The sequence below is a fragment of the Variovorax sp. V93 genome (assembly GCF_041154485.1).
Classification (GTDB): domain Bacteria; phylum Pseudomonadota; class Gammaproteobacteria; order Burkholderiales; family Burkholderiaceae_C; genus Variovorax; species Variovorax beijingensis_A.
On the sequence record NZ_AP028670.1, the window covers coordinates 646,532 to 661,179 of the forward strand.

The 14,648-nt window shown below is 68.4% G+C and carries 12 protein-coding genes; 10 read left to right on the top strand and 2 right to left on the bottom strand.

Annotated features, from left to right (window positions below; genetic code table 11):
- Positions 1-82 precede the first annotated feature (82 nt).
- Positions 83-1,603, bottom strand: a complete 1,521-nt coding sequence (gene adh, locus ACAM54_RS29065; protein ID WP_369651445.1) for an aldehyde dehydrogenase — start codon at positions 1,601-1,603, stop codon at positions 83-85.
- A gap of 280 nt (positions 1,604-1,883) precedes the next feature.
- Between adh and ACAM54_RS29070 the strand changes: the two genes are divergently transcribed.
- From ACAM54_RS29070 to ACAM54_RS29095, 6 genes are all read left to right on the top strand, one after another.
- Positions 1,884-3,845, top strand: coding sequence for a sigma-54-dependent Fis family transcriptional regulator (locus tag ACAM54_RS29070; RefSeq protein WP_369651444.1), 1,962 nt, complete (start codon positions 1,884-1,886; stop codon positions 3,843-3,845).
- Positions 3,846-4,009: 164 nt separating this feature from the next.
- Positions 4,010-5,515, top strand: a complete 1,506-nt coding sequence (locus ACAM54_RS29075) for a sensor domain-containing diguanylate cyclase (RefSeq protein WP_225613297.1) — start codon at positions 4,010-4,012, stop codon at positions 5,513-5,515.
- Between the two features lie 150 nt (positions 5,516-5,665).
- Positions 5,666-7,003, top strand: a complete 1,338-nt coding sequence (locus ACAM54_RS29080; protein ID WP_369651443.1) for an MFS transporter — start codon at positions 5,666-5,668, stop codon at positions 7,001-7,003.
- A 37-nt stretch (positions 7,004-7,040) separates the two neighbouring features.
- Positions 7,041-8,096 carry an aromatic ring-hydroxylating dioxygenase subunit alpha gene (locus tag ACAM54_RS29085; protein WP_145743950.1) on the top strand — a complete coding sequence of 352 codons (1,056 nt, stop codon included), beginning with the start codon at positions 7,041-7,043 and terminating at the stop codon, positions 8,094-8,096.
- Positions 8,093-9,058 carry a PDR/VanB family oxidoreductase gene (locus tag ACAM54_RS29090; RefSeq protein WP_307697823.1) on the top strand — a complete coding sequence of 322 codons (966 nt, stop codon included), beginning with the start codon at positions 8,093-8,095 and terminating at the stop codon, positions 9,056-9,058. The genes ACAM54_RS29085 and ACAM54_RS29090 overlap by 4 nt, the downstream gene beginning before the upstream one ends.
- An 80-nt stretch (positions 9,059-9,138) precedes the next feature.
- On the top strand, positions 9,139-9,606 hold the full coding sequence (locus tag ACAM54_RS29095; protein ID WP_145743946.1) for a MarR family winged helix-turn-helix transcriptional regulator: 468 nt from the start codon (positions 9,139-9,141) through the stop codon (positions 9,604-9,606).
- A gap of 40 nt (positions 9,607-9,646) precedes the next feature.
- Here the strand turns inward: ACAM54_RS29095 and ACAM54_RS29100 are convergent, their stop codons facing one another.
- Positions 9,647-10,690, bottom strand: a complete 1,044-nt coding sequence (locus ACAM54_RS29100; RefSeq protein ID WP_369651442.1) for a LacI family DNA-binding transcriptional regulator — start codon at positions 10,688-10,690, stop codon at positions 9,647-9,649.
- A 245-nt stretch (positions 10,691-10,935) separates the two neighbouring features.
- On the opposite strand from ACAM54_RS29100, the gene ACAM54_RS29105 reads away from it, so the two are divergent.
- The 4 genes from ACAM54_RS29105 to ACAM54_RS29120 are packed head-to-tail and all read left to right on the top strand — an operon-like array spanning position 10,936 to position 14,648.
- Positions 10,936-12,213 carry a sugar ABC transporter substrate-binding protein gene (locus ACAM54_RS29105; protein ID WP_369651441.1) on the top strand — a complete coding sequence of 426 codons (1,278 nt, stop codon included), beginning with the start codon at positions 10,936-10,938 and terminating at the stop codon, positions 12,211-12,213.
- 3 nt (positions 12,214-12,216) lie between these two features.
- Positions 12,217-12,948 (top strand): SDR family NAD(P)-dependent oxidoreductase, encoded by a 732-nt coding sequence (locus ACAM54_RS29110; RefSeq protein WP_369651440.1) that lies wholly within the window; start codon positions 12,217-12,219, stop codon positions 12,946-12,948.
- Between the two features lie 4 nt (positions 12,949-12,952).
- Positions 12,953-13,822: a carbohydrate ABC transporter permease gene (locus ACAM54_RS29115; RefSeq protein ID WP_192328079.1), complete on the top strand. Its 870-nt coding sequence runs from the start codon at positions 12,953-12,955 to the stop codon at positions 13,820-13,822.
- A gap of 13 nt (positions 13,823-13,835) precedes the next feature.
- Positions 13,836-14,648: a carbohydrate ABC transporter permease gene (locus ACAM54_RS29120; protein ID WP_145743935.1), complete on the top strand. Its 813-nt coding sequence runs from the start codon at positions 13,836-13,838 to the stop codon at positions 14,646-14,648.

Sequence of the window (14,648 nt, forward strand, 5' to 3'; positions counted from 1 at the left end):
ATGCCACTCTAGCGATCCAGTCCGACGGTTTCCCGTCGGCTGGATTACAGCGCCGTCATCTTCGTCGGGCGCCGCCGTGCCGTCAGAAGAACCCGAGCTTCTTGGGCGAATAGCTCACCAGCAGGTTCTTGGTCTGCTGGTAGTGGTCGAGCATCATCTTGTGCGTTTCGCGGCCGATGCCCGATTCCTTGTAGCCGCCGAAGGTGGCGTGCGCCGGGTAGGCGTGGTAGCAGTTGGTCCAGACGCGGCCGGCCTGGATGGCGCGGCCCATGCGGTAGGCGGTGCTGCCGTTGCGCGTCCACACGCCGGCGCCCAGGCCGTAGGGCGTGTCGTTGGCAATCTCCAGCGCCTCGGCCTCGGTCTTGAAGGTCGCGATCGCGAGCACGGGGCCGAAGATCTCTTCCTGGAAGATGCGCATCTTGTTGTGGCCTTTGAACAGCGTGGGCTCGATGTAGTAGCCGCCGGAGAGTTCGCCGCCGAGCTGCGCGCGGCCGCCGCCGGTCAGGCACTGCGCGCCCTCTTCCTTGCCGAGCGCGAGGTAGCTCATGATCTTGTCCATCTGCATGGCCGAGGCCTGGGCGCCCATCATGGTGTCGGTGTCGAGCGGATGGCCCTGCTTGATGGCCTTGATGCGCTCGAGCGCGCGCGCCATGAACTTGTCGTAGATCGACTCCTGGATCAGCGCGCGCGACGGGCAGGTGCAGACCTCGCCCTGGTTGAACGCGAACAGCACCAGGCCTTCGATGGCCTTGTCGAAGAAGTCGTCGTCCGCGTCGGCGATGTCCTCGAAGAAGATGTTGGGGCTCTTGCCGCCGAGCTCCAGCGTGGCCGGAATCAGGTTGCCGGCCGCGGCCTGCGCGATGACGCGGCCGGTGGCGGTGGAACCCGTGAAGGCGATCTTCGCGATGCGCTTGCTGCCCGCCAGCGCCATGCCGGCTTCGCGGCCGTAGCCGTTCACGATGTTGAGCACGCCGGGCGGCAGCAGGTCGGCCAGCAGCTCGGCCATCACCATGACGCTCACCGGCGTGGATTCGGCGGGCTTGAGCACGACGCAGTTGCCGGCGGCAAGCGCGGGCGCGAGCTTCCATGCGGCCATCAGGATCGGGAAGTTCCACGGAATGATCAGCCCCACCACGCCCAGCGGCTCGTGGAAGTGGTAGGCGATGGTGTTCTCGTCGATCTCGCTCAGTGCGCCTTCCTGTGCGCGCAGGCAGCCGGCGAAGTAGCGGAAGTGGTCGATGGTCAGCGGAATGTCGGCGTTGAGCGTCTCGCGGATGGGCTTGCCGTTGTCCACGGTTTCCGCATAGGCGAGCAGTTCGAGGTTCTGCTCCAGGCGGTCGGCGATCTTCAGCAGCACGTTGGCACGCTCGGCCGGCGAGGTGCGGCCCCATTGGCTGGCGGCGGCATGGGCCGCGTCGAGTGCGAGCTCGATGTCTTCGGCACCCGAGCGGGCGGCGCGCGTGTAGGGCTTGCCGGTGATCGGCGTGATCACATCGAAGTACTGGCCCTTCACCGGCGGCACGAACTTGCCGTTGATGAAGTTGTCGTAGGCCGGCTTGAAGTCGATCTTTGCACCGGGGGTGTTGGGGCTGGCGTATTGCATGGTCTCTTGTCTCCGTCGGGTAAGGGGTGGAAGGCGACCGCGCAAGCCGGATGCCGCGCGGTCCCGCGTGCTGCATTGCACACGCCATGCCACCCCCTCTTGGGCGCGAATGCTCTGATCTGGCGCAAGAACCGGGTCAGTTTCTTACGCCAGACTGCGCAGCAGAGCGTGCCGCGCTGAGCAGCTGTCACGAAACGGAACAGTGCACCGCCGCATTCATGCTCGAACGTTCGATGCCGTGACACCAGGGCCCGGAGAGGCCCTATTGGAGACAACCGAGATGCAGACGACTTCACACCACGTCGCCGCGCGCACGCCGGGCTCGCGCCTGCGCGAGGCGCGCCGCCAGCTGACCACCACCGGCGAGGTGGCCGACGGCCTGATCGATGCCGCGTTGCGCCGAAGCTGGGAGCGCAGCCGCGGCTTCGGCCTGGCACCGGCCGGCCGCGCGCCAGGCGCGCCCCATGCCTCCGCGGCGCAGCTGGCACGCGCGCTCGAGCAGCAGCGCGAACTGGCCTCCCATGCGCGGCCGGTGATGGAGTTCCTGTTCGAGCAGATGCGCGACACCGACAGCCTGGTGATCCTTGCCGACGCACAGGGCATGCTGCTGGAGGCCATGGGCGATGCGAATTTCGCGGACCGCGCACAGCGCGTGGCGCTGCGACCCGGCGCCAACTGGCATGAACGCTGGCGCGGCACCAATGCCATCGGCACCGCGCTGGCCGACGCGGCGCCGCTGGTGGTGCATGCCGGCGAGCACTACCTCGACCGCAACGGCTTTCTCACCTGCACGGCCGCGCCGATCACCGGCCCCGACGGCCGCGTGCTGGGTGTGCTCGACATCTCGGGCGACCACCGCGGCCACCACCGCCATGCGCTGGCGCTGGTGCGGCTGGCGGTGCGCACGGTCGAGCAGAAGCTGTTCGACACGCGCCACGCCGCCGACCTGCGGCTGCGCCTGCATCTGCAGCCCGAGGGCATCGGCAGCGTGGCCGAGGGCCTGCTGGCGCTGTCGGACGACGGCCGGCTGATGGGCGCGAATGCGGCCGCGCTCGCCATGCTGGGCCTGTCCCGCGCCGACGTGGGCGCCGCCGCCGTCGAGCAGCTGCTGCAGCTGGATATGACGACGCTGATGGCCTGGTGCCGCCAGCCGGGCGGCGCGCCACGCACGGTGCGCCGGCACGACGGCAGCGCGCTCTGGCTGCGCGTGGAGGCTGGCCGCCATGTGCTCACGTCCTCGCCCGGCGCGGCCCCGGCGCCGCGTGCGGCGGAAAAAACACACGCCGACGCGCTGGCCGCGCTGGACACCGGCGACCCGGCCATGCAAGCCGCCGTCGAGCGCGCCCGGCGGGTGCTCGACAAGCCGATCTCCTGGCTGCTGCTGGGCGCCTCCGGCGTCGGCAAGGAAGTGTTCGCGCGGGCGCTGCATGCGAGCGGAACGCGCCGGGACGGGCCGTTCGTTGCGGTCAACTGCGCCGCGCTGCCGGAGCAGCTGATCGAGGCCGAGCTCTTCGGCTACCGGCCCGGCGCCTTCACCGGCGCGAGCCGCGACGGCGCAGCCGGCCGCATTCGCGAGGCGCACGGCGGCACGCTGCTGCTCGACGAGATCGGCGACATGCCGCTCGCACTGCAGGCACGGCTGCTGCGCGTGCTGCAGGACCGGCAGGTGACGCCGCTGGGCGGCGGCAAGCCGATGGCGGTGGACTTCCGCCTGGTGTGCGCGACACACCGCAACCTGCGCCGCGAGATCGAGGCCGGGCGCTTCCGCGAAGACCTGTACTACCGGCTCAACGGCCTGTCGCTCCAGCTGCCGGCGCTGCACGAACGGCAGGACCTGCCGCACCTGGTCGCGCAGATGCTGCGCGGCATCGAGCCCGGGCGCGAGCTGCGGCTGGCGCCCGAGCTCGCGCTGGCCATGTCGCGCTACCGCTGGCCCGGCAATTTGCGCCAGCTGAACAGCGCGCTGCACACCGCCTGCGCCCTGCTGGGCGAACACGAGGCGCAGATCGACTGGTGGCACCTGCCCGACGACCTGGCCGACGAACTGCGCGGCATTTCCGCGGAGGAGCCCACGGCGCCCGCGATGCCCACCGGCGGCGCAGCGGACCTGAAGGCCGTCTCGGCACGCGCGGTGTCGCAGGCGATGCAGTCGTGCGCCGGAAATCTCTCCGAAGCCGCGCGCCGCCTGGGGATCAGCCGGAACACGCTCTATCGCAAGCTGCGCCAGCTGCCGCCCGGCTGACGCGCGCAACCAAGCGGCGGCCGGATGCGCGGGGCCTCGCCTTCGGATACATTGGGGCCGCATTCGCCTCCGGCGAGCCACCCCATCATTCCCCCTTCCGCCGCCATGCTTCTTTGCCCTGAAAGCGCGTAGTGCTTCGCGGACCCTCCATCACCGCCCGGACCATGGCTTTCGTGGCCGTCGTCTGCCTCAGCCTGCTGGCGATCGACTTCTGGAACAGCTGGGAGTCCCGCGCCGACCAGCTCCAGCAGATGAACGTGGCCGCGTCGAACCTCGCGCGCGCCATGGCGCAGCAGGCCGACGACGCCATCAAGAAGGCCGATACGGTGCTGGTCGGCATGGTCGAACGCGTCGAGCAGGACGGCACCGATCCGGCCAGCGTGGCCCGGCTTCGCCGTGTGCTGTCCATGCGGGTCGCTGAACTGCCGCAGCTCGACGGCCTGCACATCTACGACAAGGACGGCAACTGGGTTGCGAACTCCCGTTCCACGCCGCCGGAAAACCTCAACAACGCAGGCCGGGAGTATTTCGTCTATCACCGAACGCACGTGGACCGCGGACCGCACATCGGCATTCCGGTGCACAGCCGCACCAGCGGCCGGCTGCTGGTTCCGGTTTCGCGGCGCATCAACCATGCGGATGGCAGCTTTGCCGGCGTGGCGCTCGCAACGATCCACGTCGAGTTCTTCTCCAGGTTCTACGACAGCCTGGACATCGGCCAGGCCGGCGCCGTCGCGCTGGTGCTCGAAAACGGAACCATGATGACGCGCCGGCCCTACAGCCCCGACATGGTGGGCCGGAACATGCAGGAAACCGAGCTCTTCCGCGCCTACACCGCGCAAGGGCCGGTCGGAATGGCTTTCATCAAGTCGGCGCAGGACGGCGTGACGCGGTTGAACAGCTTCCGGCGCCTGGCCAACTATCCGCTGTTCGTTTCCGCGGCGCTGTCCAAGGACGAGATCCTGGCCAACTGGTGGCGCGAAATGCTTTGGCATTCGGGCGGCGTTCTTCTGCTGACCTTGATCGTCGGCTTCATCGGGTGGCGGCTGGTGCGGCAGTTCCAGCTCCAGACCCGCACCGAGGCCGAGCTGCGGCAGGCGCGCGATGCGCTGGAAACGCTCAACAAGACCCTCAACACCCTGGCCATGGAAGACGGCCTGACCGGGCTCGCGAACCGCAGGCAGTTCGACGTGGCGCTGGACAGCGAATACAGCCGCGCGGCGCGCACGGCGAGCACGCTGGCCCTGATCATGATGGATGTGGATTGCTTCAAGCAGTACAACGACATCTACGGCCACGCGGCAGGCGACGAGTGCCTGCAGACCATCGGCCGCACCATCGCCCGCGTCGCGTCGCGGCGTCCGGGAGATCTGGCGGCGCGCTATGGCGGAGAGGAACTCGCGGTGCTGCTGCCGAACACCGACGTGGCGGGCGCCGTGATGCTGGCCGAACGCATCCGCAGCGCCGTGCGCGACCTCAAGATCGAGCACGCCGGCTCTGCCGACGGGTTCGTGACGCTGAGCGCGGGCGTGGATGCGCTGAGCCCCGCGGCCGGGAAGGCGGGCCAGCCCAAGGAGCTGATCCGGGCCGCCGACAAGGCGCTGTACGCGGCCAAGACGGGCGGGCGCAACCGGGTGTGCGCACCGACGGTGCAGCCTGTGCCTGCGTGACCCCGCGGGCCCGCCGCTTCAGCCAAGGGTAAACCCCAGTCGATGAGCTCTTGATTCCACGCGGGATGATTCAGTACACTGATTGTCATTCAGTGTACTGAATCAAGGAGCGCCAGCAATGTACTTGGCTGCCCTGCACAAGGAGACACATTGACCCACGATCTACGCAAGACCTTCGATGAAGGCCCCATGAGCCGCTTCCAGTGGAGCGCCATCACGATCTGCATCACGCTGATCATGCTCGACGGCTTCGACGTGCTGGTCATGGCCTTCACCGCCGCCAGCGTGTCGGCCGAATGGAAGCTCGGCGGCGCTCAGCTCGGCGTGCTGTTCAGTGCCGGCCTGTTCGGCATGGCCGCCGGCTCGCTGTTCCTCGCGCCGCTGGCCGATCGCTTCGGACGCCAAGCCGTCATCCTGCTGTGCCTGGTGGTGATCGCGCTCGGCATGGGGCTGTCGGCGCTGTCCCGGAGCAGCATGCAGCTGGCCGCGCTGCGCGCGCTCACCGGCCTGGGCATCGGCGGCATGCTGGCCAGCGTGGGCGTCATCACCTCCGAATACGCATCGAACAAGTGGCGCAGCACCGCGGTGGCCCTGCAGGCGACCGGCTATCCGATCGGCGCGACCATCGGCGGCAGCATCGCCGCCGTGCTGCTGGAGCGCTACGGCTGGCGTTCGGTCTTCCTCTTCGGCGGCCTTGCCACGGCGCTGATGATTCCGCTGGTGCTGTGGCGCCTGCCCGAATCGGTCGACTTCCTCGTCTCCAGGCGTCCCGCCGGCGCGCTGCGCAAGCTCAACGCGCTGCTGCGCCAGATGGGGCGTCCGGCACTGGCCGAACTCCCTCCGCTGCCGCCGGCCGGCGAGCGCTCCGCCTCCACGGTGGCGAGCCTGTTCAACGCAGGCCTGGCGCGCTCGACACTGCTGCTGTGGGCCGCATTCTTCCTGCTGATGTTCGGCTTCTACTTCGCGCTCAGCTGGACGCCGAAGCTGCTGGTTTCGGCAGGGCTGTCGGCGCGGGAAGGCATCACCGGCGGCGTGCTGCTGAACATCGGCGGCATCGTCGGGGGCAGCCTGTTCGGGCTGCTGGTCGCGCGGCTGGACCTCGGGCGCCTGACGGCCGCCAGCCTCGCCATCACGGCGCTGGCCATGGCCGCGTTCGGCGCGGCCACCGGCCACCTGGGCGCGTCGTTCGCGATCGCCTTCCTGATCGGCGGATTCATCTTCGGCTCGATGGCCGGGCTCTATGCCTTCGCACCGGTGATCTATCCGGCCGCCGTGCGCACGACCGGCATGGGATGGGCGATCGGCATCGGCCGCATCGGCGCCATCCTCGCGCCGCTCATCGCCGGGATGCTGCTCGACCGCGGCTGGCAGCCGCCGCATCTCTACTACGCCTACGCGCTGCCACTGGTGGCAGCGATGGCTGCCGTCCTCGCGCTGCGCCGCAGCGCCGCGGCGCAGCCGGCCGGCCGCGTGGCCGCCGTCCACTGATCCCTCGTTCCAACCCAGCCATCCGAAGGAGAGCTACATGTTCCCGAAAAACACCTGGTACGTGGCCTGCACCGGCAACGAAATCGACGACAAGCCCCTGGGCCGCAAGATCTGCGGGGAGAACCTCGTGCTGTACCGCGCCGCCGAAGGCAAGGCCACGGCGCTGGAGGACTTCTGCCCGCACCGCGGCGCGCCCCTGTCCCTGGGCCGGGTGGTCGAGGGCAAGCTGGTGTGCGGCTACCACGGCCTGGAGATGGGCTGCGACGGCAAGACGGTCGCCATGCCCGGACAACGCGTGCGCGGCTTCCCCGCGATCCGCTCCTTCCCCGTCATCGAGCGCTACGGCTTCGTCTGGATCTGGCCCGGCGACCCCGCTCTGGCCGACCCGGCCAAGCTGCATCACCTCGAATGGGCCGAAAGCCCCGACTGGGCCTACGGCGGCGGCCTGTTCCACATCCACTGCGACTACCGCCTGATGATCGACAACCTGATGGACCTGACGCACGAGACCTACGTGCACTCGACCAGCATCGGCCAGAAGGAAATCGACGAGACGCCCACCACCACCAAGACCGAAGGCGACCAGGTCACGACCAGCCGCTTCATGGAGAACATCTCGGCGCCGCCCTTCTGGCGCATGGCGCTGCGCGGCAACCACCTGGCCGACGACGTGCCGGTCGACCGCTGGCAGATCTGCCGCTTCACGCCGCCGAGCCATGTGCTGATCGAAGTGGGCGTCGCCCACGCCGGCAAGGGCGGCTACCACGCCGATCCGGCGCACAAGGTGTCGAGCATCGTGGTGGACTTCATCACGCCCGAGACCGAGACCTCGCACTGGTACTTCTGGGGCATGGCGCGCAACTTCCAGCCGCACGACAAGGCGCTGACCGCATCGATCCGCGAAGGCCAGGGCAAGATCTTCAGCGAAGACCTGGAGATGCTCGAATCGCAGCAGCGCAACCTGCTCGCCCATCCGGACCGCGCGCTGCTGAAGCTCAACATCGACTCGGGCGGCGTGCAATCGCGCCGCGTGCTGGAGCGCCTGATCGCGCAGGAAAGCCAGGCCCCGGCGACTACGGCAGGTGCGGCATGAACGCCTCCGAACTCAATGTGCGCGTCGCCCGCAAGCATGCGGAGGCGCTGGACATCTGCACCTTCGAGCTGGTGCACGTCGATGGCCACGCCTTGCCGGCGTTCTCGGCCGGCTCGCACATCGACGTGCACCTGCCGAACGGCCTCACGCGCCAATACTCGCTGTGCAACGATCCGCAGGAGAGCCACCGCTACCTGATCGGCGTGCTGCGCGATCCCTCGTCGCGCGGCGGCTCGCAGGCCATGCACGAGCTGGTGCAGGAGGGCAGCCTGCTGCGCATCAGCGCACCGAAGAACCATTTCCCGCTGGCCCATGCGGCCGCGCGCAGCGTGCTGATCGCGGGCGGCATCGGCGTGACGCCGATCCTGTGCATGGCCGAGCGGCTGGCACTGAGCGCGGCGCCTTTCGAGATGCACTACTGCACGCGCTCGCGCGAGCGCACCGCCTTTGCCGGGCGCATCGCGCAGTCCGCGTTCGCCTCGCAGGTGCAGTTCCACTTCGACGACGGCGACGCAGCACAGAAGCTGTCGCTGCCCCAGGCCATCGGCACGCCGCAGCCGGGCGTGCACCTGTACGTCTGCGGCCCGAAGGGCTTCATGGACTGGGTGCTGGATGCCGCGCGTACCGCCGGCTGGCCGGCCGACCAGCTGCACTACGAGTTCTTCTCGGCCGAGATCGCCGCCTCGGACAGCGACGCGGCGTTCGAGGTCAAGCTGGCGAGCTCGGGGCGCATCGTCAAGGTTCCCAAGGACCGCACGGTGGTGCAGGCGCTTGCCGAGGCGGGCGTCGAGGTGGCGACCTCCTGCGAACAGGGCGTGTGCGGCACCTGCCTCACGCGCGTGCTGGAAGGCGAGCCGGACCACAAGGACATGTACCTGACGCCGGAAGAACAGGCCGCCAACGACCAGTTCACCCCGTGCTGCTCGCGCTCGCGCTCGGCAATGCTGGTGCTCGATCTGTAGCGGCCCGCACGGCGGGTCGACCCCCTAGAATCGCGGGTTCCGCCCTTGCCGCCGGAGACCCGATTCAGCTTTCGACATCCATGCCCAGCCCCACTTCCGACGCCGCCGAGATCGACATCAACGACCAGCCGGGCCACCTGATTCGCCGGGCCCACCAGATCGCGGTCTCGGTGTTCCATGAGAAGCTGGGGCGCGACATCACGCCGGTCCAGTACGCGATCCTGCGCACCTTGCAGAAGAAGCCGGGCATCGACCAGGTCACGCTCGCGCAGCAGGTGGCGCTCGACACCTCCACCGCCGCCGACATTGCCGCGCGCCTGGAGACCAAGGGATGGATCACGCGCCAGGTGCTGGCACGCGGCCAGCGCGAACTGCGCCTGACCGCCGCGGGCACCGAGCTGCTCGCGCAGACGGTGCCGGCCATGGCCCAGATGCAGGACGCGCTGTTCAGCACCATGAGCGAGCAGGAGCGCCACGATTTCATGAAGCTGCTCGCCAAGTTCGTCACGGCCAACAACGACAGAAGCCGCGCGCCCATGCGCGCGTGAATGGAAATCGGGCGCCCGCCGGCTTCGCGGCGCGGGCGCTTCAGCGGGCCTTCAGGCCCCCGTCCGGCCGGGGCCGCGACGTCGATTCGCGCACCACCAGCGACACATCGACCTCATGGTGCAGCGCGGCCGCGCGGCCCGACAGCGACCGGACCAGGTACTCCCCGGCACGCGTCCAGACCTCGTCGGTGGGCACGTGCATGGTCGTCAGGCTGGGGCGCAGGTGGCGGCTCCATTCGAGATCGTCGAAGCCCATCACCGACAGGTCGTCGGGCACGTTGAGCCCGCGGCGCTCGGCCTCCAGCAGCACGCCGTAGGCGATCACGTCGTTGCCGCAGACCACCGCCGTGGGCCAGCCTTCGCGCGGCGACGACAGCAGCGACCGCGCACCCTGGCGCGCATCGTCCAGGTGGTAGGGCACCTCGATGTACCACTCGGGCTTCAGCGAAAGTCCGCTCTCCGCCAGCGCGCGCCGCACCCCCGACACGCGGGCCGTGGCCCGGTCGTTGTTGGACGAGATCGCCGCCACCATGCCGATGCGCGTATGGCCGAGTTCGATCAGGTAGCGGCAGGCGCGGTAGGCGGCGGCCTCGTTGTTGCCGCCGACCGAGGCATACGGCTTGTCGGGGTGGTACACGCCCACGTTGACGAAGGGAATGCGCTGCGACGCAAGCAGCCGGCGCAGCGCATCGGTGTGCATGTCGCCGCGCAGGATGAGCCCGTCGATGCCGCGGCTCACCATGTTCTGCGCCTGCCGTGCCTCGGTCTCGGGGTCGTAGCCGCTGGTCGACAGCAGCAGCAGGTAGCCCTGCAGCGACAGGTAGCTCTGCAATGCCTCGATGCCGCGCGCGAACATGGCGTTGTCCACCGTGGGAATGATCGCGCCGATGGTGCGCGTGCGGCGCGACGACAGCGCGCGCGCCGCCGCATCGGGGATGTAGCCCAGTTCGGCGATGGCCGCGTCGATGCGCATGCGCAGTTCGGGGCTCACCGACTCGGGGTTGTTGAGGGTGCGCGAAATCGAGGCCGTCGAGACGCCCACGTGCTTCGCGACGTCGCGGATTCCTACGGATTTCGGCTTCATGATGAAACAGTTTACAGGAAACGATACGTAGCCGTTTACAGCCGATTTCCAGGGAAATCCCCTACCAATTCATCTCCATAGACGTCTTTTTCGCGTTGACATCGACGGGGTCGATTCCGATAATTTTGTAAACGGTTACATGACGAATCTCTCGCCTTGATGACCCGCCTTTGACACGTCACAGGAGACAGAAAATGAGCCAGGCCTTTCCCCGTCCGGGCACTCGCCCCAGCGTTCGCTTTCCCATGCGTGCCGTCGCGCTGCTCGTGGCGGCGTCGTGTGCGGGCGCCGCCTTCGCGCAGGATTTCAACTGGAAGAAGCACCAGGGCAAGACCCTGACCTTCCTTGCCAACAACAACCCGGTGGCCAACGCGCTGCTCAAGTACAAGGCCGATTTCGAGCAGCAGACGGGCATGACGCTGAAGGTCGACTCCTACCAGGAGCAGCAGATGCGCCAGCGCCTGGTCACGGTGATGAACTCGCGCAGCGACGAGGTCGACGTGTTCATGTCGCTGCCTTCGCGCGAGGGCATGCAGTTCGCCAAGGCCGGCTGGTATGCCGACCTTTCGGAGCTGGTGAAGACCGCCAGCGCCAAGGACTACGACTTCGCGGACCTGAGCGCCGGCATGCTCAAGGACGCCACCTACGACAAGCAGCTCACGGGCATCCCGATGAACGTCGAGGGGCCGGTGCTGTACTACCGCAAGGACCTGTTCCAGAAGTGCGGCGTGACGCTGCCCAGGAGCCTGCCCGAGCTCGAGGCCGTGGCGGCCAAGCTCAAGAGCTGCGAGCCCGGCGTCACGCCCTTCGTGTCGCGCGGCCTCAAGCCCGCCCTGCCCTTCACCTACAGCGTGTTCCTGCACAACATGGGCGGCCAGTACATGAAGGACGGCAAGTCGCAGCTGTGCAGCAAGGAAGGCCAGGCCTCGCTGGCGCTGTACGCCAAGCTGCTGAAGGACTACGGCCCGCCGGGCGTCGTGAACTACAGCTTCTATCAAATCTCCTCGCTCTACCGCGAAGGCAAGGCGGCGATGGCCTTCGAGTCGTCGAACGAGCTGCGCAACGTGATGGACGGCGGGGCACGCCTGAAGGACACCGCCGTTGCGGTCCTGCCCGCGGGCCCCGGCGGTTCGCATCCGACCGTCATCGGCTGGACCATGTCGGTATCGGCGCACAGCAAGAACAAGGAAGCCGCCTGGTACTTCGTGCAGTGGGCCACCAGCCCCGCCACCCAGGCCAAGCTGGCGCTCGACGGCGTGGCGCCGCCGCGCGCGGCCGTTGCGAAGTCACCCGGCTACAAGGCCTGGACGGACGAGCAGCCGGTGCGCGCCGAATGGGTGGCGGCGGTCAACGAACTGGCCCGCACCGGCACCTCCGAGGTGGGCTATCCCATCGTCGCCAATCCGGCTTCGCGCGAGTTCATCGGGCAGGCCGCGACCGAACTCCTGCTGGGCCAGAAGACGCCCGCGCAGGCCTGCGCGGACGCCGACAAGCAGCTCGACGCGCTCATCGCCAAGGACTGACGGATGGCCGTGTTCGACTTCCCCGCAGGCCACCGCGTGCTGGTGGTCGGTGGCGCCGGCGACATCGGCGCCGCCATCTCGCGCGCCTTCCTCGAGATGGGCTGCAGCGTCACGGCCACGGGCGTCGACGAGGCGGCGCTCGCGGCCAGTTCGCTGGCGCCGCAGCCGCGCCTGGCGCTGCGCACGCTCGACGTGACCGACGACGCCCAGGTCGCGGCCATTGCGGGCGGTCTCGACGGCCTCGGCACGCTGGTCAACTGCGCGGGCATCCTGGCGCGCTTCAAGGAGTTCGAGATCCAGACCTTCCAGCGCGTGCTGGACGTCAACCTCACCGGCACCTTCCGCCTGTGCAATGCCTGCCTGCCGCTGCTGGAAGAAAGCAAGGGCAGCATCGTCAACGTGGCATCGATGAATGCCTTCGTCGCGCTGCCGTTCATCCCGGCCTATTGCGCGAGCAAGGGCGGCGTCGTGATGCTGACCAAGTCGCTCGCGCTCGCCTGGGCCGACAAGCGCGTGCGCGTGAACGCCATCGCGCCGGGCTATGTCGAGACCGCCATCAACGCGGCCGGCCGCCAGGACACGGCGCACTACGAGCGCATCCGCGCGCGCATTCCGCTGGGCCAGTGGGCGCAGCCGGACGACATCGCGGGCAGCGCCGTCTACCTGGCCTCGCCGGCGGCGCACTACGTGACCGGGACCGTGCTCGCGGTCGACGGCGGCTTTCTCGCGGGGTGAATGCATGAGCCAGTCGATCGGCACACGCGGCCAGCTCGCGTTTCTCTCGCTGCCGGCCGTGATCTTCACGACCGCGATGATCGCCTTTCCCTTCGCCTACACCGTGTGGTTCAGCCTGCACGAGTACAGCTTCGGCGGCAAGCCCAAGCTCAACTTTGGCATGAACTACGTCGAGATGGCGGGCGACGGCGAGTTCTGGAACGGGCTGAAGATCACGCTCGTGCTGTACCTGCTCTCGCTGGTGCTGCAGCTCGTGCTCGGCACCTGGATCGCGCTGCTGCTGCACGGCTCGAAGAAGCTGTCGGGCATCGTGCGCACGCTGATGATCTCGCCCTTCGTGCTGCCGCCGGTGGTGGTCGGCATGATGTGGCTGGTGGTGCTCGACCCTTCCATCGGCGCCGCCAACTACCTGCTGACGGCCGCGGGCCTGCCGCGCTCCGACTGGCTGGCCTCGCCCGTGTGGGTGATCCCCACCGTGGCGATGATCGACACCTGGCAGTGGACGCCCTACGTGGCGCTGATCGTGCTGGGCGGCCTGCAGTCGCTGCCGCCGAACGTGTACGAGGCCGCGCAGATCGACGGCGCCTCGCGCTGGAAGACCTTCTGGCGCATCACGCTGCCGCTGCTCGCGCCCACGCTGGTCACGGCCGCGATCCTGCGCAGCGTGGACCTGCTGCGCTTCTTCGACATCATCTACATCACCACGCAGGGCGGGCCGGGCAACGCCTCGAACACGCTCAACATCTACGGTTTCCGCAAGGGCTTCGAGCTGTTCGAGATCGGCTATTCGAGCGCCCTGATGATCACGCTGTCGGCCATCGTGCTGGGCGCGGTGATGGTGCTGACGCAGGCGCGCAGGCGCGTGGCCTGGTGAAGGAGGCCACGCCATGAACGACAAGCTGGTGCAACGCCTGAACCTGCTGCAGATCGCCTTCGTGGCGCTCTTGATCCTGCTGCCCATCGCGTGGATGGTGCTCTCGTCCTTCAAGCCCTCGGCCGAGGTGACGGCCTACCCGCCCAAGCTGCTGTTCTCGCCCACGCTGGAGAACTACCGCACGCTCTTCGGCACCACGCCGTTCCTGCACTACACCTGGAACAGCACGGTGATCACCGTGGGCTCGACCGCCATCGGGCTGCTGCTGGGCATCCCGGCCGCCTTCGCGGTCTCGTGGACGCGCATCACCTGGCCCGCCACCGTCACGCTGCTGGCGCGCATGGCACCGGGCACGCTGTTCCTGCTGCCCTGGTACGTGATGTTCCGCGAAGCCGGAATGATCGGCAGCTACTGGGCGCTGATCCTCACCCATGCGGCCATCACGATGCCGATCGTGATCTGGGTGCTGCTGCCCTTCTTCGACAACATTCCGCGCAGCGTGCTCGAAAGCGCGCAGGTCGACGGCTGCAGCGTGCCGCGCATCCTGCGCCGCATCGCGCTGCCGCTGGTGATGCCGGGCGTGGTGGTGGCGTCGATCCTGTCCTTCGTGTTCTCGTGGAACTACTTCCTGTTCGCGCTCGTGCTGTCGAACGGCGACACCAAGACGCTGATTGCGGCGTCGTTCAACTTCATCGGCGAGGGCGCGTCCAACTGGGGCGCGCTGATGGCGGCGGCTTCCCTGATCGCGCTGCCGCCGCTCGTCCTCGCATTCATCGTCCAGCGCAGGCTCGTATCGGGCCTGGCGATGGGCGCCGTCAAAGGTTAG